Annotated in this window: 21 protein-coding genes and 1 pseudogene; 14 read left to right on the top strand and 8 right to left on the bottom strand. The window is 73.7% G+C overall.

All coding sequences use genetic code 11. The features are described 5' to 3' along the window. The first annotated feature begins 97 nt into the window (after window positions 1–97). Window positions 98–247, top strand: a complete 150-nt coding sequence (locus tag ACFOYX_RS08635) for a hypothetical protein (RefSeq protein WP_322442731.1) — start codon at window positions 98–100, stop codon at window positions 245–247. A 150-nt stretch (window positions 248–397) separates the two neighbouring features. After that, a complete protein-coding gene (locus ACFOYX_RS08630; protein ID WP_322442732.1) occupies window positions 398–727 on the top strand; it encodes a GAP family protein in 330 nt (109 codons plus the stop codon). Between the two features lie 99 nt (window positions 728–826). On the opposite strand, the gene ACFOYX_RS08625 is transcribed toward ACFOYX_RS08630, so the two are convergent. The 6 genes from ACFOYX_RS08625 to ACFOYX_RS08600 form a co-directional block, all read right to left on the bottom strand. Continuing rightward, window positions 827–1,630 (bottom strand): endonuclease/exonuclease/phosphatase family protein, encoded by an 804-nt coding sequence (locus ACFOYX_RS08625; protein ID WP_322442733.1) that lies wholly within the window; start codon window positions 1,628–1,630, stop codon window positions 827–829. A gap of 9 nt (window positions 1,631–1,639) precedes the next feature. Next, window positions 1,640–3,130 carry a phosphatase PAP2 family protein gene (locus ACFOYX_RS08620; protein ID WP_322442734.1) on the bottom strand — a complete coding sequence of 497 codons (1,491 nt, stop codon included), beginning with the start codon at window positions 3,128–3,130 and terminating at the stop codon, window positions 1,640–1,642. Window positions 3,131–3,210: 80 nt separating this feature from the next. Continuing rightward, a complete protein-coding gene (locus tag ACFOYX_RS08615) occupies window positions 3,211–4,212 on the bottom strand; it encodes a YihY/virulence factor BrkB family protein (RefSeq protein ID WP_322442735.1) in 1,002 nt (333 codons plus the stop codon). Further along, window positions 4,205–5,206, bottom strand: coding sequence for a diacylglycerol kinase family protein (locus tag ACFOYX_RS08610; protein ID WP_322442736.1), 1,002 nt, complete (start codon window positions 5,204–5,206; stop codon window positions 4,205–4,207). Before ACFOYX_RS08610 ends, ACFOYX_RS08615 begins: the two co-directional genes overlap by 8 nt. A gap of 237 nt (window positions 5,207–5,443) precedes the next feature. Beyond that, the gene (locus ACFOYX_RS08605) at window positions 5,444–6,022 is read right to left on the bottom strand and encodes a Clp protease N-terminal domain-containing protein (protein WP_322442737.1); all 579 of its coding nucleotides are present in this window, start codon (window positions 6,020–6,022) and stop codon (window positions 5,444–5,446) included. Continuing rightward, window positions 6,022–6,258, bottom strand: coding sequence for an HTH domain-containing protein (locus ACFOYX_RS08600; RefSeq protein WP_089010418.1), 237 nt, complete (start codon window positions 6,256–6,258; stop codon window positions 6,022–6,024). Before ACFOYX_RS08600 ends, ACFOYX_RS08605 begins: the two co-directional genes overlap by 1 nt. 122 nt (window positions 6,259–6,380) lie before the next feature. On the opposite strand from ACFOYX_RS08600, the gene ACFOYX_RS08595 reads away from it, so the two are divergent. The 10 genes from ACFOYX_RS08595 to ACFOYX_RS08550 all read left to right on the top strand — a co-directional run bounded on the left by ACFOYX_RS08595 (window position 6,381) and on the right by ACFOYX_RS08550 (window position 16,809). Then, window positions 6,381–7,178: a PP2C family serine/threonine-protein phosphatase gene (locus ACFOYX_RS08595; protein ID WP_322475161.1), complete on the top strand. Its 798-nt coding sequence runs from the start codon at window positions 6,381–6,383 to the stop codon at window positions 7,176–7,178. Window positions 7,179–7,288: 110 nt separating this feature from the next. Beyond that, window positions 7,289–7,624: a hypothetical protein gene (locus tag ACFOYX_RS08590; RefSeq protein WP_322443999.1), complete on the top strand. Its 336-nt coding sequence runs from the start codon at window positions 7,289–7,291 to the stop codon at window positions 7,622–7,624. Beyond that, window positions 7,621–7,773 (top strand): hypothetical protein, encoded by a 153-nt coding sequence (locus ACFOYX_RS08585; RefSeq protein ID WP_322443998.1) that lies wholly within the window; start codon window positions 7,621–7,623, stop codon window positions 7,771–7,773. Before ACFOYX_RS08590 ends, ACFOYX_RS08585 begins: the two co-directional genes overlap by 4 nt. Window positions 7,774–7,846: 73 nt before the next feature. After that, window positions 7,847–9,181 (top strand): transposase, encoded by a 1,335-nt coding sequence (locus ACFOYX_RS08580; RefSeq protein ID WP_322443997.1) that lies wholly within the window; start codon window positions 7,847–7,849, stop codon window positions 9,179–9,181. Further along, window positions 9,124–9,495 carry a hypothetical protein gene (locus ACFOYX_RS08575; RefSeq protein ID WP_322443996.1) on the top strand — a complete coding sequence of 124 codons (372 nt, stop codon included), beginning with the start codon at window positions 9,124–9,126 and terminating at the stop codon, window positions 9,493–9,495. The genes ACFOYX_RS08580 and ACFOYX_RS08575 overlap by 58 nt, the downstream gene beginning before the upstream one ends. Window positions 9,496–9,585: 90 nt before the next feature. Next, on the top strand, window positions 9,586–10,416 hold the full coding sequence (locus ACFOYX_RS08570; RefSeq protein WP_322443995.1) for a universal stress protein: 831 nt from the start codon (window positions 9,586–9,588) through the stop codon (window positions 10,414–10,416). A 128-nt stretch (window positions 10,417–10,544) separates the two neighbouring features. Next, a complete protein-coding gene (locus ACFOYX_RS08565) occupies window positions 10,545–12,947 on the top strand; it encodes a phosphoketolase family protein (protein ID WP_322443994.1) in 2,403 nt (800 codons plus the stop codon). A 31-nt stretch (window positions 12,948–12,978) separates the two neighbouring features. Next, window positions 12,979–13,845 carry a universal stress protein gene (locus ACFOYX_RS08560; RefSeq protein ID WP_322443993.1) on the top strand — a complete coding sequence of 289 codons (867 nt, stop codon included), beginning with the start codon at window positions 12,979–12,981 and terminating at the stop codon, window positions 13,843–13,845. A gap of 186 nt (window positions 13,846–14,031) precedes the next feature. Next, entirely contained in the window at window positions 14,032–15,042 is a 1,011-nt protein-coding gene (locus tag ACFOYX_RS08555) for an Acg family FMN-binding oxidoreductase (protein WP_322443992.1), read from the top strand. Between the two features lie 42 nt (window positions 15,043–15,084). Beyond that, complete coding sequence (locus ACFOYX_RS08550) at window positions 15,085–16,809, top strand: GAF domain-containing sensor histidine kinase (protein ID WP_322443991.1); 1,725 nt, start codon at window positions 15,085–15,087, stop codon at window positions 16,807–16,809. 30 nt (window positions 16,810–16,839) lie between these two features. Here the strand turns inward: ACFOYX_RS08550 and ACFOYX_RS08545 are convergent, their stop codons facing one another. Further along, the gene (locus tag ACFOYX_RS08545; protein WP_322443990.1) at window positions 16,840–17,478 is read right to left on the bottom strand and encodes a response regulator transcription factor; all 639 of its coding nucleotides are present in this window, start codon (window positions 17,476–17,478) and stop codon (window positions 16,840–16,842) included. A gap of 187 nt (window positions 17,479–17,665) precedes the next feature. Between ACFOYX_RS08545 and ACFOYX_RS08540 the strand changes: the two genes are divergently transcribed. After that, on the top strand, window positions 17,666–18,640 hold the full coding sequence (locus ACFOYX_RS08540; protein ID WP_322443989.1) for an Acg family FMN-binding oxidoreductase: 975 nt from the start codon (window positions 17,666–17,668) through the stop codon (window positions 18,638–18,640). 60 nt (window positions 18,641–18,700) lie between these two features. Here ACFOYX_RS08540 and ACFOYX_RS08535 read toward each other — a convergent pair whose 3' ends face one another. Beyond that, window positions 18,701–19,717: an NAD-dependent epimerase/dehydratase family protein gene (locus ACFOYX_RS08535; protein WP_322443988.1), complete on the bottom strand. Its 1,017-nt coding sequence runs from the start codon at window positions 19,715–19,717 to the stop codon at window positions 18,701–18,703. A 531-nt stretch (window positions 19,718–20,248) separates the two neighbouring features. Between ACFOYX_RS08535 and ACFOYX_RS08530 the strand changes: the two are divergent. Continuing rightward, window positions 20,249–20,611 (top strand): annotated as a pseudogene (locus ACFOYX_RS08530) (hypothetical protein); the annotation flags it as partial.

The following is a 20,611-nucleotide window of genomic DNA, read 5'->3' as shown; positions in this document are numbered from 1 at the left end:
TCGCCTCGGTCGTGCTGACCGTCCTGCTCAACCTGCTGCTCTGAACCACGGCCCCGCCCCGGCCGGGGCCCAGCGTGGGTGAGGAGGCGACGACCGGATGAACCTGCTGACCGTCCTGCCGTTGGCGCTGGTCATGGTCGCCGGACCCCAACTGATCAGCGCCGTTTTCCTGGCCGCCGGCCGGCAACCGCGCCGCAGTTCGGTGGCGTACCTGTCGGGGCGGCGCTGGGCCTCCTCGTCGCGCTGACCGTCTGGTACGTCGTCTTCCGCCGGGTGAAGCGCAGCGTCGGCGGCGACCAGGAGGGCAGCGGCCGGCGCCTCGTCGACTCGTCCTGGCACTGCTGCTGGTGCTGCTGGTGATCGTCTTCCTCCGCCGGCATCGTGACCAGACGCCGGCGTGGATGACGAAGCTGGAGGACCCGGGCCGCGGTTCGCGTTCGGGCTGGGTCTCCTGCTCCTCGCCGCGACCCCGAGCAACGAGGTCATCATGGCCTCCGTCGCGGGCAGCCTGGCCGGGCACGACCGGCCCTGGTGGCACCTGCTCCCCTTTCTGGTGCTGACCCTGCTCCTGCTGGCCCTGCCCCTGCTGGCGCTGCTGCTCCTCGGCCACCGCGCGAGGGCGGCCCTGCCGAGGGTGCGCGGCTGGGCGAACGCACACTCCTGGGTGGTCAGCGGACTCGTCACGCTGGTCTTCGTCGCGATCGTGGCCGCGGACCTGGCGAGGTGACCTCCCCCGCCGGAAGCGGACGGCGGTCAGCGCCTCGCAGGAGGCGAGCCGGATCGGGTCGAGCACGGTCGTCGGTCGGGGCAACGGCCGCCATCCCGCTCAGCCGGGCGCCAGCTCCAGCTCGGCGACCACCGGGTAGTGGTCGGAGGCCCGGTCGGTCTCCCCGTCGCGGACCACCCGGACCTGGCGGGTCAGCGCGGCCACCGCCGGGGTGGCGAGCAGATAGTCCAGGCGCATCGCGGCGAACTCGGCCCCGCCGTGCCGGGTCGGCACGGTCTGCCCGTCCGGCTCCGCGCCGCCGGCGTGCGGCCAGAGGTCGACCAGGCCGGCCGCGAGCAGTCGGGACACCGCGCGGGTGTCGACGGTACGGCCGTCGCGGCGCAGATGCCGACGGCGGTAGCGGTCGGGCAGGCCGGCGAGCCGCTCGGTGTGGTCGACGGTCGGGTCGAGGGTGTTCAGGTCGCCCGCGACCAGGGTGAACGGGCCGTCGGCGCGCCGCACCGCCGCCGCCAGCCAGTCGGCCTCCATCCGCCGCCGCCCACCGGAGTACGGGTCGAGGTGGGTGCTGACCACGGTCAACGGTCCGGCCACGGTGGCGACCACGGCCTTCGCGGCGGCGTGGTGGAACGGCCGGCGGACCCGGCCCGACGTCAGCACCCGCAGCGGCGGGCGGACCAGCACCGCGACCGGCTGCCCGAGACAGGAGCGGGCCAGGTGGGGCGCCATGCCCAGCCGGTCCGCCACGTCGGCCAGCAGCCCACCCCGGTCGAAGTCGCGCAGCTCCTGGAGGGCCAGCACGTCGGGCCGCTGCGCGGTGACGACCGCGACGATCCGGTCCAGTCGGTCGTCCCCGCCGCGGTCCCGGCCGCCGGTCCGGATGTTCCAGGTCATCACCCGCAGCATGGGCGCCGGTCAGTCCTCCCGGCCGGCCTTGGCCAGCTCGTCGTCCAGCTCGCGCACCTGCTCGGACTTGATGGCCGGCTGGTTGCCCCGGTGCACGTCGGCGTTGGGCCGCACCACCCAGTAGAGCAGCCCGATCCAGAGCGCGGCGAGCAGGATCGCGCCCATGAAGTCGGTCGGGTGATGCATGCCCCGGTACATCCGGGAGGTGGCCACCCCGACCGGCATGATCACGGCCAGCGCCACGAAGAGCCAGCGCCACCAGCGGTCGGTACGGGCGAACACGATGATCGCCATCGCGCTCCACAGGCAGATCGTCGCGGCGATGTGGCCGGACGGGAAGGACGAGGTCGGCAGGTGGCCGTCCAGGTTCTCCACCGCCGGGCGGGGCCGCTGCACCACCCGGGCCGAGGCGAGGAAGAGGCTCAGCTCGCCGAACATCGCCAGCACCACGAAGAGCACCGGACGCCAGCGCTTCCAGACCGCCAGCACGAGCGGGCAGAAGACCAGCGACACCAGCAGGATCGCGTGGGTGTCACCGAACTTGCTCCACCACCAGCTCAACCCGGTCAGCGAGTCGGTACGCCGCGCGGCGAACCACTGCGGCACCGCGGTGTCCAGGGTGTCGAAGAACGTGCCCTTGGCGTGATAGCTGACGAACATGCCGAAGGCGTACAGGGCGCCGAACACGATCACCCAGCCGACCAGCAGCTCGGCGACGGCGGAGCGGGGGTGCTCCAGCACGTGCTCCTCGGCCGGCGCGGGGCTGATCTCCTCGCCCGCCTCCGGCTCCAGGCCCTCGGTCAGCGGCGGCACCGGCCGGCCCCGCTCGCGGCGCCACAGCCGGAAGGCGTACGCGGTGACGCCCAGCCACAGCGCGCCGAGCAGCCAGCCGGCGATCACGTCGGAGACGAAGTGCACGCCCAGCGCGATCCGGGTCAGCCCGATCAGCGCCACCAGCACCGCGCCGAGCGCGACGGCGGGCTTGCGCCAGCGGGGCGACATGGCCGGCAGGAACACCAGCAGCAGCGCCCCGTACGCGACGAAGGAGCCGAGCGCGTGCCCGCTGGGGAAGCTGTTGCCCGGCGCGTGGGTGATCGGCACGTCGACCACCGGCCGGAGCCGACCGACCAGCGCCTTCAGCGACGGGTCGAGGATCAGGCCACCGACCCCGGTGATGATCAGGTAGACCGCCAGCCGGGACTGCCGGCGGATCAGCAGGCCGACCACGGCGATGGTGACCAGCCAGATGAGCACCGGACGGCCACCGAGGTCGGTGACCGCCTGGAGCACGGTGACCAGGGCGTGGTGCGGCGCGACGAGACCGTTGAACCACTCGGCCGCCTCGTGGTCGGCGTGGTACAGGGGGCCCCACTTGAACCGGACGAGCATCAGCAGCACGCCGAACCCGGCGCCGGCGCCGACGACGGCCAGCAGCCCCGCGACGCTCCGCTCCGCGAAATGCCCCAGCGGCCGTCGCATCGTCTCCTTGACCGCGGTCACCCCGCACCTCCCTTGTCCTCTGCGAGGCGCGCAGTACCCGATTCGCGCACCGGATACACGCGGCCCGCGGCGCGTCCGGGTCAGAGCGAGGTCATTTCCCCCGTGTCGAGGACTTCCTCGCGTTCGGCCTCCGGCTCCCACAGGTCCGGCTGCGCCGGCTCCGCCACGCCGATCCGCATCGCCTCGAGCTGGGCGGCGAAGGCCAGCCCGCCGAAGAGCGCCATCCCGGTGAGGTTGGCCCAGAGCAGCAGGGCCATCATCCCGGTCAGCGCGCCGTAGGTCTGCCCGAAGCCGCCGCTGAGCTTGACGTACGCGGCCAGCAGCAGGCTGGCCAGCCACCACAGCACGGTGGCGATGCCGGCACCGAAGTAGAGCCAGGACAGGCCGGGCTGGTTGCGTCGGGGCGCGTGCCGGAAGAGCACCGCCACGGCGACCACGGTGAGCCCCAGGCTCAGCGGCCAGCGGACCACGTCCCAGGCGGCGTTGGCGAGGCCGCCCCACTCGTAGTGCCGCTGCACCGAGTCGCCCATCGCCCGGCCGCCGACCAGGATCAGGAAGCCGATCAGTGCCGGCACGCCGGCGGTCACCGCGAGGATCGCGGCCCGGACGTACTTGGCCAGCGCCGGACGGTCCCGCTCGACCCCGTAGATCCGGTTGGCGCCGCGCTCGATCTGGGCCATGGTCGTGGTGAGCGCGACGAGGCCGGTCAGCAGGCCGAGAGTCAGCGCCAGCTCGCCGGCGCGTTCGGTCCGCTCGCTGTCGCCGAGCAGGTCCTGCACGACCGACTCGCTCTGCCCGGGGGTGAGCGCGAGCACGGTGTCGGCGACGACCTTGCCCCCCTCGTCGGCGCCCAGGTCGGTGATCAGACCGGTGAGCGCGATCAGGAAGGGCACCACGGCCAGGCAGAACTGGAGCGCGAACGCTCGGGAGTGGCTGAACCCGTCGCCGTAGCGGAACCGGATGAAGGCGTCCCGCAGCAGGCGCCAGCCGCCGTGGCGGCGCAGGGTGTGCCAGGCGTCGTCGGCTGACAGCTCCTCCTGGGCCATCAGCCGGGTCTCCGGCACCATCCGGGTGCTACTCACGTCGGGCCTCCTCGACCAGGCGCTCACCGCGCTCGGCCGCCGCGTCGGCGTCCACCGACAGGTCGGGGTGCTGCGCGGGACGCGGCACGCAGAGCCAGAGCGACGCCGGTTTGATCTCGGCCTTGAGCGACCGGCCCGGCTCGATCAGGTCTCCGTCGAGCTGCCGGGGTTGGGCCCGGTTGCTGGTGATCTCGACCTTGCGGCCCCTGAGGACCTCCATCCGGGGCACGCTGCCCCGCCGGCGCATTAGGGCCCAGCCCATCGCCAGCCAGTGCCCGAGCGTGCGGGGGGTGAGCACGGCGACGTCGAGCCAGCCGTCGTCCGGCTCGGCGTCGGTGAGCAGCCGTACGCCGCCCTGGAGGCGGCCGACGTTGGCGACCAGCACGGAACGGGCCCGGCGGCGTAGCGGCGGCCGGTCGTCGATCCGGATGGAGACCCGCATCGGCCGGTCCCGCAGGTGCTTCGCGGCCCCCACGATGTACGCCGGCCAGCCGATCCGCGCCTTCGTGGTCTCGGAGGTGGAGTCGAGCATCTGGGCGTCGAAGCCCATCCCGGCCATCACGGCGAAGCACTGGTCGTCGACGACGCCGACGTCCAGCCGGCGGCGTCCGCGTTCGACGGCGATCTGCAGGCCGGCGGCCAGGTCGTTGGAGAGGCCCAGGTTGGCGGCGAGCAGGTTGCCGGTGCCCAGGGGCAGCACGGCGAGCGCGACGTCGGTGCCGGCCAGCGCGGTGACGCAGGCCATCACCGTGCCGTCGCCGCCGCAGGCGAAGACGACCTGGGCGCCCGCCCGCACGGCCTGCTCGGTCTGGCCGCGCCCCGGGTCCTCGACGGTGGTCTCGTACCAGGTCGGCGCCGGCCAGCCGGCGGCGGTGAGGGCGCCGTCCACGGTGCGGCGGAACTCGTCCAGATCGGCCACCTTGACCGGGTTGACCACCACGGCCGAGCGCAGCCCGGCGTCAGCTGCCGTCGGCTTGTCCTGTCCGCTGTCCACGGCGTCAGTGTGCAGCAACTCCGGTGGGGCGGCGACTCGGCCGACGGTGATGATGCGCGCACGGCGGAAAGGTTTCAGAATCGGTCACCGTGGCCGCTCGCGCCGGGTGGTGCGCTCGGCGGCCTCGGTCACAAGCGGTCGCGAGATCGTCGGCCGCTGGTGGTGCCGAGCCAGCCGGTCGCCCCTCGCCCCACTCCGCGGCGCTCGCCGGGTGGTACCGCTCGGCGTCCTCGGGCGTCAGGCCGCCGTCCGCAGTGCCGTCTCCACCCGCCGGCGCAGGTCGTCGAGGTCGACACCCGCCTCGGTGAGGACGAGCGCGGCCAGCCCCTGCCCCTCGCGGAGCAGGCCGAGCAGGATGTGCTCGGTGCCGATGTGGTGGTGCCGCAGCCGGATCGCCTCCCGCAGCGACAGCTCCAGCACCTTCTTGGACCTGGGTGAGAACGGACCGCCGGCGTACCGGCGGCGGCCCCAGCGGCGACGCGGGGCGGGCACCGCCTCGCGCAGCGCGTCGGGGCCGAAGGACTCCTCGATCCGGGCCACGATGGCGGCCAGGTCGATGCCGATCTCCCGCAGCGCGGCCGCGTCGGCGTCACCGAGCCCGACGCCACCGCGCGCCACGTGCCGCCGGACGGCGGCCCGCAGGTCGTCGGCCCGGACACCGAGGTCGGTGAGGACCCGCACGGCGAGGTTGCCGTCGTCGGCGAGGACGCCGAGCAGCAGGTGCTCGGTGCCGACCGGTCGCTGCCCCTCGGCCCGGGCCTCGTCGCGGGCGCGCCGCACGACGTCCCGGGCGCGGTCGGTGAACCGTTCGAACATCACGCCTCCCAGCTGCCTCGGACCGCCGGTCGCCCGGCGTGCTTCTTGTGGACCGCCTGCCGGCTGACCTCGAGCGCGTCGGCGATCTCCTGCCAGGACCAGCCCTGTCGACGGGCGTTGTCCACCTGGACCACCTCCAGCCGTTCGAGCAGCCGGCGCAGGGCGAGCACGGCCCGGAGCCCGACCTTGGGGTCGGTGCTGCCGGCGGCCGCCGCGAGTTCCGTTGCCTGACTCATGGTGTCAACTTACGTTGACGCCGCAACCCCGTCAACCGTGGTTGACAGGGTTCTTCGCCGGGCGCGCACCGACACGCGTCGGACACCCCGGCCGCGACCTGCGGCGGTGCTAACGTCCGCTGGTGTTCCGTCGCCGCTTTCTGGACCGACCCGTCGAGGCGACCCGCCGGCTGACCGTCGGCCACGCCACGCTGGAGATCGTCGCCGGCAGCGTCGTCGGGCACCGCTACCCGGAGAACTTCGACGTACTGCACGTCGACCCCGAGCTGCCGATCGCCGCGGTGGCCGACGGGATGGGCGCCGGCGAGGGCAGCCGGGTCGCCGGGCGCACCGCGATGGACACCCTGACCGAACGGCTCCGCGAGAGCTGGCCCACCGTCGGGCCGCGCGAGCTGCGCGCCGCGACGGCCGCGGCGCAGACCCGGGTACGCCAGGCCGGCGCCGGCCTGGCCGAGCTGACCGGCTGCACGATCACCGCCCTGGTCGCCGAGCCGGACGGCGAGCAGGCCTGGATCGTCCAGCTCGGCGACTCGCGGGCGTACCGGTTGCACGGCGGGCTCCTGGAGCTGCTCACCGTCGACCACACGATGGCCTGGCTGGGCGTGCTGCACGGCTGGTGGCCGGCGACGTCCCCGGAGGCGGCCCGCGCCCGCTACCAGCTCCTGCGCTACGTCGGCCACCCCGACCGGCCGGACCCGGACCTGCTCGCCGTCCCACTGCGCCCCGGCGACACCTGGCTGCTCTGCACCGACGGGGTGAGCGACCAGGTCGACTACCACCGCCTCCGCGACCTGCTGGCCGACCGGGACCCGGCGCGGGCGGCCCGCGCCCTGCTCGCCGCCACCCTGGCCGCGGGCGGCGACGACAACGCCACCGCCGTGCTCGTCCGGGTGCACCCGGCCATCCCCACCTCGCGCTGAGGGCAGCCCTCCCCCGCCGCCCGCCCTCCACCGCACCACCCGCACCGGTCCCGACCGTCGCGGTCCGGGCGTGACCGCGACCGCCATTGACGCTCTGACGTTTTGTGCAAGTGACGCAACGGCTGCACGACGTGCTCGCGGCCAAGCTGGAGCTGACGCTGCGCCTGCACCGGGAGAGCCGGCACGCCGCCGAACTGCTCGACACCAGCACCCGGCTCACCGGGGACCTCGCCGAGGCGTACACCCGGGAACTGACCGACGTGGTGGCCGGCGCGCTGGCCGACGCCGCCGGGCCGCGGGCCCGGGCCGTCGCCGACGTGCTGGTCGCGCTCACCCGCGGCCTGGAGGCCGACCTCACCGACCCCGACCTGCCCCGACGGCGGCTTCGCGACGGTGTCGCGCTGGTCGTCGCGGGCCTCGCCCCCCACCCTGGAGCCCCGTCATGACCACCGTCCTGATCACCGGCACCTCCTCCGGCATCGGCCGGGCCACCGTCCGCCGCCTGGCCCGCCGCCCCGACCTGACCGTCTACGCCACCGCTACCAGGGTGAACACCTTGTACCGGAACTTCGTCACGAAGGCCAAGTGGGCGTGAAGGACGAAGACGCAGTGCCTGGCAGTGCGGACGCTGCCGCTGTCTGTCATATGCCGATGCCAGACTGTCCGATGTGCAGCTTCGGTACAACTACCGCGTCTACCCGACGCCCGGCCAGCAGGCTTCGCTGGCGCGGGCGTTCGGGTGCGCGCGGGTGGTGTTCAACGACGGGCTGCGCGCACGCCAGGAAGCCCGCGAGGCGGGCGAGGCGTACCTGCCCGATGGTGAGCTGTCAAAGCGGGTCATCACCCAAGCGAAGCGGACGCCGGAACGGGCGTGGCTGGGCGAGGTGTCCGCAGTCGTGCTCCAGCAGGCCCTCGCGGACCTGAACAACGCGTACCGCAACTTCTTCACCTCGCTGTCCGGTAAGCGGAAGGGCCGCACTGTCGCGCCGCCGCGGTTCCGGTCTCGCAAGGACAACCGGCAGGCCATCCGGTTCACCAGAAATTCTCGATTCGCTGTGCTGGACAACGGCCGGCTCAGGTTGCCGAAGGTTGGGAACGTGCCGGTACGTTGGTCCCGGGCCTTGCCGGCTGAGCCGAGCTCAGTGACGGTGATCAAGGATGCGGGGGGTCGGTACTTCGCCTCGTTCGTGGTGCAAACGACTGAGGAGGAGACGCTGCCGCGGGTCGAGCCCGAGGTGGGCATCGACCTGGGGCTGACGCACTTCGCGGTCCTGTCCAACGGCAAGAAGATCACCGCGCCGAGGTTCCTGCGCCGGGCGGCGCGCAAGCTGCGCCGACTGCAGCAGGACCTGTCCCGCAAGCAGCGGGGCAGCACCAACCGCACCAAAGCCGTCGTCAAGGTCGCCAAGGCGCACGCCCGGGTGGCCGACAGCCGGCGGGACTGGCAGCACAAGCTCTCGACACGGATCATCCGCGACAACCAAGCGGTGTACGTCGAGGACCTGTGCGTGACCGGTCTGGGCCGTACCCGGTTGGCGAAGTCGGTGCACGACGCCGGCTGGGCATCGTTCACGGCGATGTTGGAGTACAAGGCCGCACGGTACGGTCGCACCTTCCGCCGCACCGGCCGGTTCGCGCCCACATCGCAGACATGCTCCACGTGCGGGCGGCTCGACGGACCCAAACCGCTGTCCGTCCGGTCGTGGACCTGCCCCTGCGGGGCGGCCCACGACCGGGACATCAACGCGGCGATCAACATCCTCGCCCAGGGACGCTGGGAGAGCCTAAACGCCTGTGGAGCGCAGGTAAGACCGGCACCCGTGCCGGCACCGCGCCGAGAAGCAGGAATCCACCCGGGCGCTGCGCGCTGTTCCGCGCGCAGCGTGGAGGGAATCTCTGCCCGTCAGGGCGGAGAGAACGTCAATACCACGCCAGCAAGTACGCGGTGGAGGCGATCTCCGACGCGCTGCGGCAGGAGGTCCGACCGTTCGGCGTCGACGTGACGATCGTCGAGCCGGGGCTGATCCGGACCGGCTTCGGCGCGGTCGCCAGCTCCTCCCTCGGCGCCGGCTCCGACCCGACCGGGCCGTATCGGACGATGGTCGCCGCCGTCGACGCGGTGATGGCGAAGTCGTACCGGAACCGGGCCCTGTCGGCCACGCCGGAAACGGTGGCCCGGGTGATCGAACGGGCGGTGACCGCCCGCCGGCCGCGCACCCGCTACCTGGTCACCGCCGCCGCCTGGGCCATGGTGCACACCCGGCGGCTCCTCGGCGCCCGGGTGTTCGACGCGGTGAACCGGCTCCAGTTCCGCTGACCGATCCCGCCCCGGGTGGGCACGGCCCCGACTACCGTGGGTAAGGAAATCGTGGTCGTGCCGTACGCGGCGCCGGGGAGGTGAGGCGGGATGGCCGCACCCACCCACGGGGCCGTCGTGGTCGGCGTCGGGTCGTCGGGGGAGGACCTCCAGGTGGTCCGGGAGGCCGCTGGCGAGGCCGCCGCCCACGACCGCCCGCTGCACCTGCTGCACGCCTTCAACTGGACGGCGGCGCTGGAGGCGCCGTCCGTGGCCGGGTCGCGCGCCGCGGCGGAGGACCTGCTCGAACGGGCCGGCCAGGTCGCCGGCGAGGTCGAGCCGGCGGTCCCGGTGAGCGGCGAGATCGTCGAGGGCTCCCCCGTCGACGCCCTGATCCGCGCCTCGGATTCGGCGTTCATGGTGGCACTCGGTGACGGCGGGATGGCCGACTGCCCGGACTGCGTACCGGCCGACGCGCCCGCCGTGCAACTCGCCGCCCGGGCCGGCTGCCCGGTGCTGGTCGGCCGGGCCGGGCCGGCACCGCAGGGACCGGTGCTGGTCGGAGTGGACGGCTCGTCGAGCTCCCAGGCTGCCCTGGGTTTCGCCTTCGACTGCGCCCGACGCCGGTGCGCCCGGCTGCTCGCCGTGCGGGTGGTCGAGCCCGACCGGCCGGACGACGGAGAAGAGGTGCTCACCGCGGCGGTGGCCCGGCACGCCCAGCGGTACCCGTCCGTGGCCGCGGAGTGCCACACCGTCCGCGGGGACCCCGGCGCCGTCCTGATCGAACAGTCCCGGTCCGCGCAGGTGGCGCTCGTCGGCGCGCGCGGGGACGAACCGTGGCGGGGCATGCTCGGCGAGGTCAGCCAGGCCCTGCTCTACCACTCACCGGCCCCGGTGATCGTCGTCCGTGGACTGGACCCCGCACCGCCGGTCGGGACATGACGCCCTCCGGTCCCGGGACCAACGACCCTGATCAGATCCCCGGGCCTGGGGCGAAGCTGGACGGGCCCGGGGGCGGATTCCCGCCTTCGGGTGGCAGAAGACCCCGAGCCGCGAGAGGCTAACGCAGCATGGACACCGCTCTCGACCTGCACAGCCCACTGGCCGAAGACGAGCTGCGCCGGATTGACGCCTACTGGCGGGCGGCGAACTACCTCACCGTCGGGCAGATCTACCTGCTCGACAACCCGCTGCTCCGCGAGCCACTGAAGCCGGAGCATGTCAAGCCCCGGCTGCTCGGCCACTGGGGCACCGGCCCCGGCCTCAACCTGATCTACGCGCACCTCAACCGGATCATCGTCAACCGCGACCTCAGCGTCATCTACATCACCGGCCCGGGGCACGGCGGGCCGGCCCTGGTGGCGAACACCTGGCTGGAGGGTACCTACAGCGAGCTCTACCACTCGGTCAGCCGGGACGAGGTGGGCATGCAGCGGCTGTTCCGCCAGTTCTCCTTCCCCGGCGGCATCCCCAGCCATGTGGCGCCGGAGGTGCCGGGTTCGATCCACGAGGGCGGAGAGCTCGGGTACGCGCTCAGCCACGCGTACGGCGCCGCGTTCGACAACCCGGACCTGCTGGTCGCCTGCGTGATCGGCGACGGTGAGGCGGAGACCGGCCCGCTGGCCGGAAGCTGGCTGTCCAACGTCTTCCTCAACCCGGCCCGCGACGGCGCGGTGCTGCCCATCCTGCACCTGAACGGCTACAAGATCGCAAGCCCGACGGTGCTGGAACGGATCCCCACCGAGGACCTGCTCGGTCTGATGCGCGGCTACGGATACGAGCCGTACATCGTCTCCGGCGACGACCCGACGCGGGTGCACCAGAGCCTCGCCGCCACGCTGGAGCGGGCGGTCGACGAGATCGCCGAGATCCAGCGCCGGGCCCGCTCAGGCGGTGATGTCGAGCGCCCCCGCTGGCCGATGATCATCCTCCGGACGCCGAAGGGCTGGACCGGCCCGCGGGAGGTCCACGGCAAGCAGGTCGAGGGGACCTTCCGCGCTCACCAGGTGCCCATCGACGGGGTGCGGAAGGATCCGGAGGCCCTGGCCGAGCTGGAGCGCTGGCTCCGCAGCTACCGGCCGGAGGAACTCTTCGACGCCACCGGCGCCCCGGTCGCCGAGCTGACCTCGCTGCCTCCGAGGGGGAACCGGCGGATGAGCGCCAACCCGGTCACCAACGGCGGCCAGGTGCTGCGCGACCTGGACCTGCCGGACTTCCGCGCCTACGCGGTCGACGTCAAGCAGCCGGGCGAGCCCATGGTCGGCTCCACCGGCGTGCTTGGCCAGTGGGTCCGCGACGTGATCACCGCCAACCCGCAGAACTTCCGCCTGTTCGGCCCCGACGAGGTCGCCTCCAACCGGCTGGGCGCCGTCTTCGAGGTCACCGACCGGGCGTTCGTCGGCAACACGGTCCCCGGCGACGACCACCTCTCCCCGGACGGCCGGGTGATGGAGGTGCTCTCCGAGCACCTCTGCCAGGGCTGGCTGGAGGGCTACCTGCTCACAGGCCGGCACGGCATCTTCACCAGCTACGAGGCCTTCATCCACATCGTCGACTCGATGGTCAACCAGCACGCCAAGTGGCTGAAGGTGACCCGCGGCATCCAGTGGCGGCAGCCCCTGGCCTCGCTCAACTACCTGCTCTCCAGCCACGTGTGGCAGCAGGACCACAACGGCTTCTCGCACCAGGACCCGGGCTTCATCGACCACGTGGTCAACAAGAAGGCCGAGGTGGTCCGGGTCTACCTGCCGCCGGACGCCAACACCCTGCTCTCCACCATGGACCACTGCCTGCGCAGCCGGCACTACATCAACGTCGTGGTGGCCGGCAAGCAGCCGGCGCCGAACTGGCTGAGCATGGACGAGGCCGTCCAGCACGCCAGGCGGGGCCTGGGCATCTGGGACTGGGCCAGCACCGACCAGGGCACCGAGCCGGACGTGGTGCTCGCCTGCGCCGGCGATGTGCCGACCCTGGAGACCCTGGCCGCGGCCGGCCTGCTCCGCCAGCACCTGCCCGAGCTGAAGGTGCGGGTGGTCAACGTGGTCGACCTGATGCGCCTCCAACCGCCCTCGGAGCACCCGCACGGCCTGCCGGACAGCGAGTTCGACACCATCTTCACCCGCGACCGGCAGATCATCTTCGCGTACCATGGCTATCCGTGGCTGATCCACCGGCTCACCTACCGCCGCACCAACCACGACAACCTGCACGTACGCGGCTACAAGGAGGAGGGCACCACCACCACGCCGTTCGACCTGGTGATGCTCAACGACCTGGACCGCTTCCACCTCGTCATCGACGTCATCGACCGGGTGCCCGGGCTCGCCTCGCGCGCCGCCCACCTCCGCCAGAAGATGGTCGACGCCCGGCAGGCCTGCCGCGACTACACCCGCCGGTACGGCGAGGACGCCCCCCTGGTCGCCGAGTGGCGTTGGATCCGCGAGACCGAACCCGGCCTGCGGAGCGGGCAGTGAGCGGGCTCGCGGGCGAACCGGGGGCAGCCCGGTGAGCGGGGACGAGATCCTGGTCGGCTACGACGGCTCCGCCGACGCCACAGTCGCCCTGGACTGGGCCCTGGACGAGGCGGGCCGCTCCGGCCGGCCGATCCGCCTGGCGTACGTCTTCGAATGGCTGACGGTGGCCGGTTGGATCGGTCCCGGGCTGGCGCCCGGCGTCTGGCCGGACGAGCACGCCCGGCGGCAGGTCGAGGAACTGGTCCGAAAGGCGGCGGCGGACGCCGCCGCCGAGCGGCCCGGGCTCACCGTGCACGCCGAGGTCTACGACGGCCCACCCGCCCTGGTGTTGCAGGAACGGTCCGCCGAGGCCGGGATGCTGGTCCTCGGCAGCCGCGGGCGCGGCGGATTCGGCGGCCTGCTGGCCGGCTCCACCGCGGTGTCCGTCACCGCCCACGCGCACTGCCCGGTGGTGGTGGTCCGGGACGGCCACACCGCCACCTCCGGGCCGGTGGTGGTCGGCGTGGACGGCTCGGAGTCCTCGCTCCGGGCGCTCGGCTTCGCCGTCGAGCGGGCGGCGCAGCGGGACGTGCCGCTGCGGGTGATCCGGGTGTGGGAGCCGCCCGACGAGCGGTGGGTGCCGCCGGGCTTCGACCCGGAGGAGGCGACCGCCACCGAGCGGGCGGCGGCCGAGGAGGAGCTGGCCCGGTGGCGGGAGAGCTTCCCGGACGTCGAGGTCGACCTGCGGGTGTCGCCCGGCAACCCGGCCGGCCTGCTGGTCGACGCGAGCGGCGAGGCGCAGCTCGTGGTGGTGGGCAGCCGCGGTCGGGGCGGGCTGCGCGGGATGCTGCTCGGCTCGGTGAGCCAGCAGCTGCTGCATCACGCGCACTGCCCGGTCGCGGTGGTCCGGGAACGCTGAACACGCCGCCAGCAGCCCGGCCCACCGCTCGCCGGGCTCGCGGGAACAAGTCGACCAGCTGGGAGGGGTCGAAGGGCCCGGTGGCGGGGGACCTGCGCACCGTGCGACCGGCCGCCCCGCACCCGAGGATGGAACCGGAACCCCGCCCCCTGCCCGGGGGCCGGGAGAGACGGAAAGGTCGTGACGATGAGCCACCAGACGCCGGCCACGAACCGCCCGCTGACCACCGCCCTCGCGGAGGCCGCCGGGACGGCGAGCCACGCGCCCTCGGTGCACAACACCCAGCCGTGGCGCTGGAAGGTCCTCCCCGACGCGCTGGAGCTGCGGATGGTCCGGGACCGCCAGCTCACCGCCACCGACCCGGAGGGCCGACTGCTGACGATCAGCTGTGGCACCGCGCTGCACCACGCCCGGGTGGCGCTCGCCGCCGAGGGCTGGACGCCGGTGGTGGAGCGGCTGCCCGACCCCGCCCAGCCGGACCTGATGGCCCGGCTGACCGGGTTCGGGCACACCGGGGCGGACCCGGACGCGATGCACCTGGTGCAGTGCATGCAGGTCCGGCACACCGACCGGCGACCGGTCAGCGAGGAACCGGTGCCGACGACAGCCCTCGGCGAGATCGACCGGGCGGCCACCCGGGAGGGCGTCAACCTGCAACTGCTCGACGACGGGCAGAAGCTCCAGTTGGCCACCGCGGCGCAGCACGCCGCCGAGGTCGAGGCGGAGGAACCGCAGCTGCGCGAGGAGCTGGCGTACTGGACCAGCCGGGCCGGCACCGGCACGGGGCTGCCGCCCGAGGTGCTGCCCGAGCAGGCGCCGCAGACCACCGTCCCGGCCCGCGACTTCGGGCGCCCCGGCAGCCTGCCGGTCGGCCCGGGGCACGACCGCGCCGCCGTCTACGGGATCCTCTGGGGCACCGAGGACGAGCCGGACAGCTGGCTGCGGGCCGGCGAGACGCTCTCCGCCGCCTGGCTGACCGCCACCCGGCTCGGGGTCTCGCTGGTGCCGCTGAGCGGGGTGGTCGAGGTGGAGGGCACCCGGCAGGTGCTGCGCCAGACGCTGTCCGGTCTCGGCTTCCCGTACCTCGCGCTGCGGCTGGGGATCGCGGACCCGACGCACGCCGGGCCCCCGCACACCCCGCGGCTCGACGCCGCGCTGACCGTCGACACCTCGGCGGTACGCGACCAGCTCTCGTAACACGGCTCGTCCCGTACGGTCACCGGGCGATAGCATCGCCCGATGGCCAGCGCACCGAACCCCCGGCCCGAGCACGTGACCCCGTCGCTGGGCCTGAGCCCGCTGTCCCGGGTCCGCCTGGACGAGCTGCTCCAGGAGATGCTGGACCGGGTCGGTGACGTGGTGGCCAGCCGGGAGCGGCTGCGCGCCCTGCTCGACGCGGTGGTCGGCATCGGCTCCGACCTCGACCTGCGCAGCACCCTCCAGCGGATCGTGCAGTCGGCGTGCGAGCTGGTCGGGGCCCGGTACGGAGCGCTCGGTGTGATCGGCCCGGACCGGCTGCTGCACGACTTCATCATCCACGGGATCGACGACGAGCTGCACGCCAAGATCGGCGAGCTGCCGCACGGTCGGGGCGTGCTCGGCCTGCTCATCGACGACCCCCGGCCGCTGCGCATGCCGGACATCACCCAGCACCCCAAGTCGTACGGGTTCCCGCAGCACCACCCGCCGATGCACAGCTTCCTCGGCGTGCCGGTCCGCATCCGCGACCACGTCTTCGGCAACCTCTACCTGGCCGAGAAGCAGGGCGCGGCCGAGTTCACCGAGGACGACGAGGAGATCGTGGTGGCGCTCGCCGCCGCGGCCGGCGTGGCGATCGAGAACGCCCGCCTCTACGCGCTGGCGCACCGGCGGGAACGCTGGCTGGCCGCCACCGCCGAGATCACCTCGGTGCTGCTCGGGGAGGTCCGGCGGACCGACGCGCTGACCCTGGTGGCCCGCCGCGCCCGCGAGGTCGCCGAGGCGGAGCTGGCGCTGGTGCTGCTCTACGACGAGGACGAGGGCCAGTTCACCGTCGAGGTGGTCGACGGGGCCGACGACGGGGCCCGGGAGCTGGTCGGCGCGGTGCTGCCCGCCGCCGAGACCAGCTTCGCCGGCTCGGTCACCGAGCGCCGCCACCAGCTGCTGGACGATCTCGCCGGCGCCGCGCCCTGGCCGGCGCCGGTGGTCGCCGGTCCGGCGGTGGTCTCCCCGCTCGCCGCGGCGGACGTCCTGCACGGTGTGCTGGTGATCGCGCACCGGCCGGACAGCGGCCGGGCCGCCGAGGACGACGTCGCGCTGCTGGGCAGCTTCGCGGGCCAGGCGGCGCTGGCCATGGAGCGGGCCCGGGGCCAGGAGGAACGGGAGCTGCTGGTGGTCCTGGAGGACCGCGAGCGGATCGCCCGGGACCTGCACGACGTGGTGATCCAGCGGCTCTTCGCCACCGGGCTGCAGTTGCAGAGCGCCGCCCCGATGAACGTCCGCCCGGAGGTGGCCAAGCGGATCAACGCGGCCGTCGACGACCTGGACGCCACCATCCGGGACATCCGCCGCACCATCTTCGAGCTGCGCACCCCGATGAGCGCGGCCCTGCGCACCGAGATCCGCGACGCGATCGAGGTGGCCGCCGAGTCCCTCGGCTACCGGCCGGCGCTGGAGCTGACCGGCCCCATCGACAGCGCCGTCCCGGACGCGCTGCGCCCCGAACTCACCGCCGTGCTCCGCGAGGCGCTGTCCAACGCGGTACGCCACGCGCACGCCGAGTGGGTGACGGTGGCGGTCAAGGCCGACGCCGGCTGGGTGAGCGTGACGGTCACCGACGACGGCGTCGGCTGCGACCCGGAGGCGGCCCGCAGCGGCCTGGTGAACCTCCGCGAGCGGGCCGACCGCCTCGGCGGCGACTTCCAGCTCAGCCGGGTGATCCCGCACGGCACCGAGGTGCGCTGGAGCGTCCCGCTGCGCGACTGATCCGGGTGTCCGGGCGGGGCCGGGCCGGGGTCAGTGGGTCTTGCCGAGCAGCCGGGTGGCGAGCACCGCGGCCTGGGTACGTCGTTCCAGGCCGAGCTTGGCCAGCACGCTGGAGACGTAGTTCTTCACGGTCTTCTCCGCCAGGAACATCTTGCCGGCGATCTCCCGGTTGGTGAGCCCCTCCGCCACGTACTCCAGGATCCGCCGCTCCTGCTCGGTGAGGGACTTCAGCTCGCGCGGCTGCTCGACGCCGTTGCGGATCCGCTCCAGCACCCGGGTGGTGATCGCCGGGTCGAGCAGCGACTGCCCGGCCGCCACCCGGCGCACCGCGTCCACCAGGTCGGTGCCGCGGATCTGCTTGAGCACGTACCCGGCGGCGCCCGCCATGATCGCCGCGAAGAGCGCCTCGTCGTCCTCGTACGAGGTGAGGATCAATCCCTTGATCGAGGAGTCCACGGCCCGGACGTCCCGGCACACGTCGATGCCGTTGCCGTCGGGCAGCCGGGCGTCGAGGATCGCCACGTCGGGACGGAGCGCGGGGATGCGGCGGGCCGCCTCCTGGGCGGAGCCGGACTCACCGACCACCTCGATGTCGCCGCTGCTCTGGAGCAGATCGGCAAGGCCACGACGGACGACCTCATGGTCGTCGAGCAGGAACACCCGGATCATCCCTCGTTTCTACCCGGTCGCCGCCGACTTCCGCACGGGCCGAAGGTCCCTACCGTGCCGCCCCGCCGCCGGGCGGTCGGCCCCACCAGGGGGGACCTCCGGCCCTGCCCGGGCCGGCCCGGTCTGCCGCACCGTGGGGATGGAACACCCGGAGGGCGGCACGACCTGCCACGGAAGGAGCAAGACCATGAACACCGGCTTCACCGTCGAGCAGCTCAGGGCCGCCGTCTCCGACGCCGTCCGGGCGCCGTCACTGCACAACACCCAGCCGTGGCGGTTCCGGCTGCGGGACGGCGGGATCGAGCTTTCCGTCGACCCGCTGCGCCGGCTGCCCGCCACCGACCCGACCGGCTGGGGCGCCCGGATCGCCTGCGGGGCGGCCCTGTTCAACCTGCGGCTGGCCCTCGCGGTGGCCGGCACGCCGGCCACGGTCCGGCTGCGCCCGTACCCGGCGGAGCCGGACGTGGTGGCCCGGCTGGTCCCCGACCTGCCGCGCCGCCCCACCCCGACGGAGCAGAGCCTGCACGGGGCCATCCGCCGCCGGTTCAGCAACCGCGCGCCGTTCTGGCCCGACCCGGTCCCCGCCGACGCCCGCTGGCGGCTCGGCGAGGCGGCCCGGGCCGAACAGTGCTGGCTGGAGCTGGTCATCGGCACCAGCGCGGTCAACGCGTTCGCCGAGATCGCCCGCAGCGCCCACCGGGTGCTCGAACGCGACCCCGCGTACGTGGCCGAGCGGCGCGCGTGGATCCGCTCGGAGCCCTCCCCGGACGGGGTGCCGGCCGCCGCCGGCGGTCCGCGGAGCGAACCGCAGGACCTGCTGCCGCAGCGCGGCTTCGGCGGGCGCAACCGCGCGCCGGGGCGGGACTTCGAACCGGAGCCCCTGGTCGCCGTGCTCGGATCGGCGGGGAACACCGCCACCGACCAGGTCGTCGCCGGCCAGGCCCTGCAGCGGGTGCTGCTCACCGCCACCGACTCCGGGCTGAGCGTGTCGATGCTCTCCCAGCCGATCGAGGTGCCGGGGGCGCGGGAGGCGCTGCGGCTGTCCCTCGGCCGGTTCGGCATGCCGCAGATGGTGACGCGGATCGGGTACGGGCAGCCCGCCGCCGCCACCCCGCGCCGCTCCGTGGACGAGGTGCTCGACCTGCCGGTGGTGCCGGCCTGACCCGGACCGCGACGGCCCCGCTCCGGCCGCCGCCGGCGGGAGCCCGGGTGCGGGGACCGGTCAGGCCGGCATGACACCGCCCGACACGGCGGCCAGCAGCGCGGCCTCCCGCTCCGGGGCCAGGCCCACCGCCGCCCGCGCCGGTCGGCCCGCGCGCGGCGGGACCCGCTCCACCTCCCGCAGCCAGCGCCAGGTGTCGGCGACCGTCTCGGCCACCGGACGGCAGACCAGCCCCGCCGCGTACGCCCGGGTCACGTCGCGCTCCTGCAGCCAGCGGTACTCATGGCCGAGCGGGATCCAGACCGGCAGGTCGTTCCAGGGCACCACGCCGGCGGCGAGGATCGGCTCCGGGTCCGTCCAGCGCAGCACCGCGCCCGAGCCGGTGACCGCCACGGCCGCGTCGAGCAGCTCACCCATCGTCGCGTGCCCGGTGCGACCCACCACGTTGTACGCCCCGCCGACGCCCTCCGCGCCCCGGTCCAGCAGCCACCTGGCCAGGTCACGCACGTCCACGTACTGCAGCGGCAGGTCGCGCGGCCCAGGCGCCAGCACCTCGCCGCCCCGGGCGACGCGCCCCAGCCACCAGGGCAGCCGCCCGATGTCCTCCCCCGGCCCGAGGATCAGCCCGGCCCGGGCCAGCAACGCCCGATCACCGAAGACCTCCACCGCCGCCCGCTCACCGCCGGCCTTCAGTTGCGCGTAGTCGCCGTCGACCGCGTCGGCGGCCGCCTCGACCGTCGGCGCGTCCTCGTCCGAGCCCGGTTCGACGGGTTCGGCGTAGACGGAACCGCTGGACACGTAGACGTAGTGCGGCACCGAATCCACCAGCGCCCGCGCCGCGTCCCGTACCGCCCGGGGCGCACCATCCCAGGTGTCCACCACCAGGTCCCACTCGCCACCAACCAGCGCCGCCAGCCCGCCCGGCGCGGTCCGGTCACCCCGCAACCGGTGTACGCCCGCCGGCGCGTCGCCGTGCAGCCCCCGGTTGAACACCGTCACCGACCAGCCGCGGCGTACCGCCTCGGCCACGGTGGCCCCACCCACGAATCCCGTTCCGCCCAGCACCAGCAGTCTCATGCGTCCAGCCTGCCGGTGGCCACGGTCAACGGGGAGGGGTGTTCACGTTGAGCGGATCTGCCCTGGGCAGAAGGGAGCCGGTCCGGGGGATGTCGCCGGGCACGGGGCCTCCCGATGGCGACATCGGCTCCGTGTCGCCGATGTGGCGGTGTCCGTTGGGCGTGGATACCGCCGGATCGGGGATATGGTCCGGGCTGTCCGGTCCCGGCCGGCTGGCGGCTGCCCGGGTGCGCCGGATGTCCGTTCCGGGTGTGACCGGCGGCATCCTGAGGCCGGAATCGTGGCGGGGCCCGGGTCGTTATATCTCGCGTACGACCGAGTACCTGGCCCGCTCGACCGGGTCGGACGGGCCCCGGAATGATAGCGGGCCGGTGGTCGTTACAGATGGTCCCGGCGCCGTGACGAGGCCCCCGCCCCGCGGCTGGCACCGGGCAGAGACTTTCCCCCTTGCACTCTTTTTGAGCGCCTGACGGTGCTTGCGCACCTCCCGGCCCCCACCGGGTGTGCGCCAACCCCCCAAGGAGCTTTGTCATGAACACGATGCTGCGTAAGAGCGTTCTCGGTATTGCTGGTCTGGCTTTCACCGGTGGTGTGTTCGCCGGTCCGATCGCCGCGCACGCCGACACCGGCCCCGTCACCGCCAAGCCCGCCGCCGTGGCGGTGCAGGCCGACAAGCCGGACAGCTCGAAGCTGATTCCGCATGGTGTGCAGGGCGCCCAGTCGCACATTGACCTGAACGACGAGCAGACCGCCAACGCGAAGGCGATCATCGCGGCGACGAAGAAGGCCGGTCTGCCGGAGCGGGCCGCCGTCATCTCGATCGCCACCTCGCTGCAGGAGTCGAAGCTGGAGAACCTGGGTCACCTGGGTGACCGCAACGACCACGACTCGCTG

Source organism: Micromonospora sp. GCM10011541, from assembly GCF_042650725.1.
GTDB lineage: Bacteria > Actinomycetota > Actinomycetes > Mycobacteriales > Micromonosporaceae > Micromonospora > Micromonospora sicca.
This window is presented reverse-complemented; position numbering and strand designations above follow the sequence as displayed.

Coding starts and splice junctions, on each gene's coding strand:
- ACFOYX_RS08570 (WP_322443995.1), top strand. CDS start 9,586: ATGGCCGCACCCACCCACGGGGCCGTCGTGGTCGGCGTCGGGTCGTCG.
- ACFOYX_RS08555 (WP_322443992.1), top strand. CDS start 14,032: ATGAGCCACCAGACGCCGGCCACGAACCGCCCGCTGACCACCGCCCTC.
- ACFOYX_RS08600 (WP_089010418.1), bottom strand. CDS start 6,258: ATGAGTCAGGCAACGGAACTCGCGGCGGCCGCCGGCAGCACCGACCCC.
- ACFOYX_RS08550 (WP_322443991.1), top strand. CDS start 15,085: ATGGCCAGCGCACCGAACCCCCGGCCCGAGCACGTGACCCCGTCGCTG.
- ACFOYX_RS08545 (WP_322443990.1), bottom strand. CDS start 17,478: ATGATCCGGGTGTTCCTGCTCGACGACCATGAGGTCGTCCGTCGTGGC.
- ACFOYX_RS08535 (WP_322443988.1), bottom strand. CDS start 19,717: ATGAGACTGCTGGTGCTGGGCGGAACGGGATTCGTGGGTGGGGCCACC.
- ACFOYX_RS08635 (WP_322442731.1), top strand. CDS start 98: ATGAACCTGCTGACCGTCCTGCCGTTGGCGCTGGTCATGGTCGCCGGA.
- ACFOYX_RS08540 (WP_322443989.1), top strand. CDS start 17,666: ATGAACACCGGCTTCACCGTCGAGCAGCTCAGGGCCGCCGTCTCCGAC.
- ACFOYX_RS08625 (WP_322442733.1), bottom strand. CDS start 1,630: ATGCTGCGGGTGATGACCTGGAACATCCGGACCGGCGGCCGGGACCGC.
- ACFOYX_RS08605 (WP_322442737.1), bottom strand. CDS start 6,022: ATGTTCGAACGGTTCACCGACCGCGCCCGGGACGTCGTGCGGCGCGCC.
- ACFOYX_RS08565 (WP_322443994.1), top strand. CDS start 10,545: ATGGACACCGCTCTCGACCTGCACAGCCCACTGGCCGAAGACGAGCTG.
- ACFOYX_RS08585 (WP_322443998.1), top strand. CDS start 7,621: ATGACCACCGTCCTGATCACCGGCACCTCCTCCGGCATCGGCCGGGCC.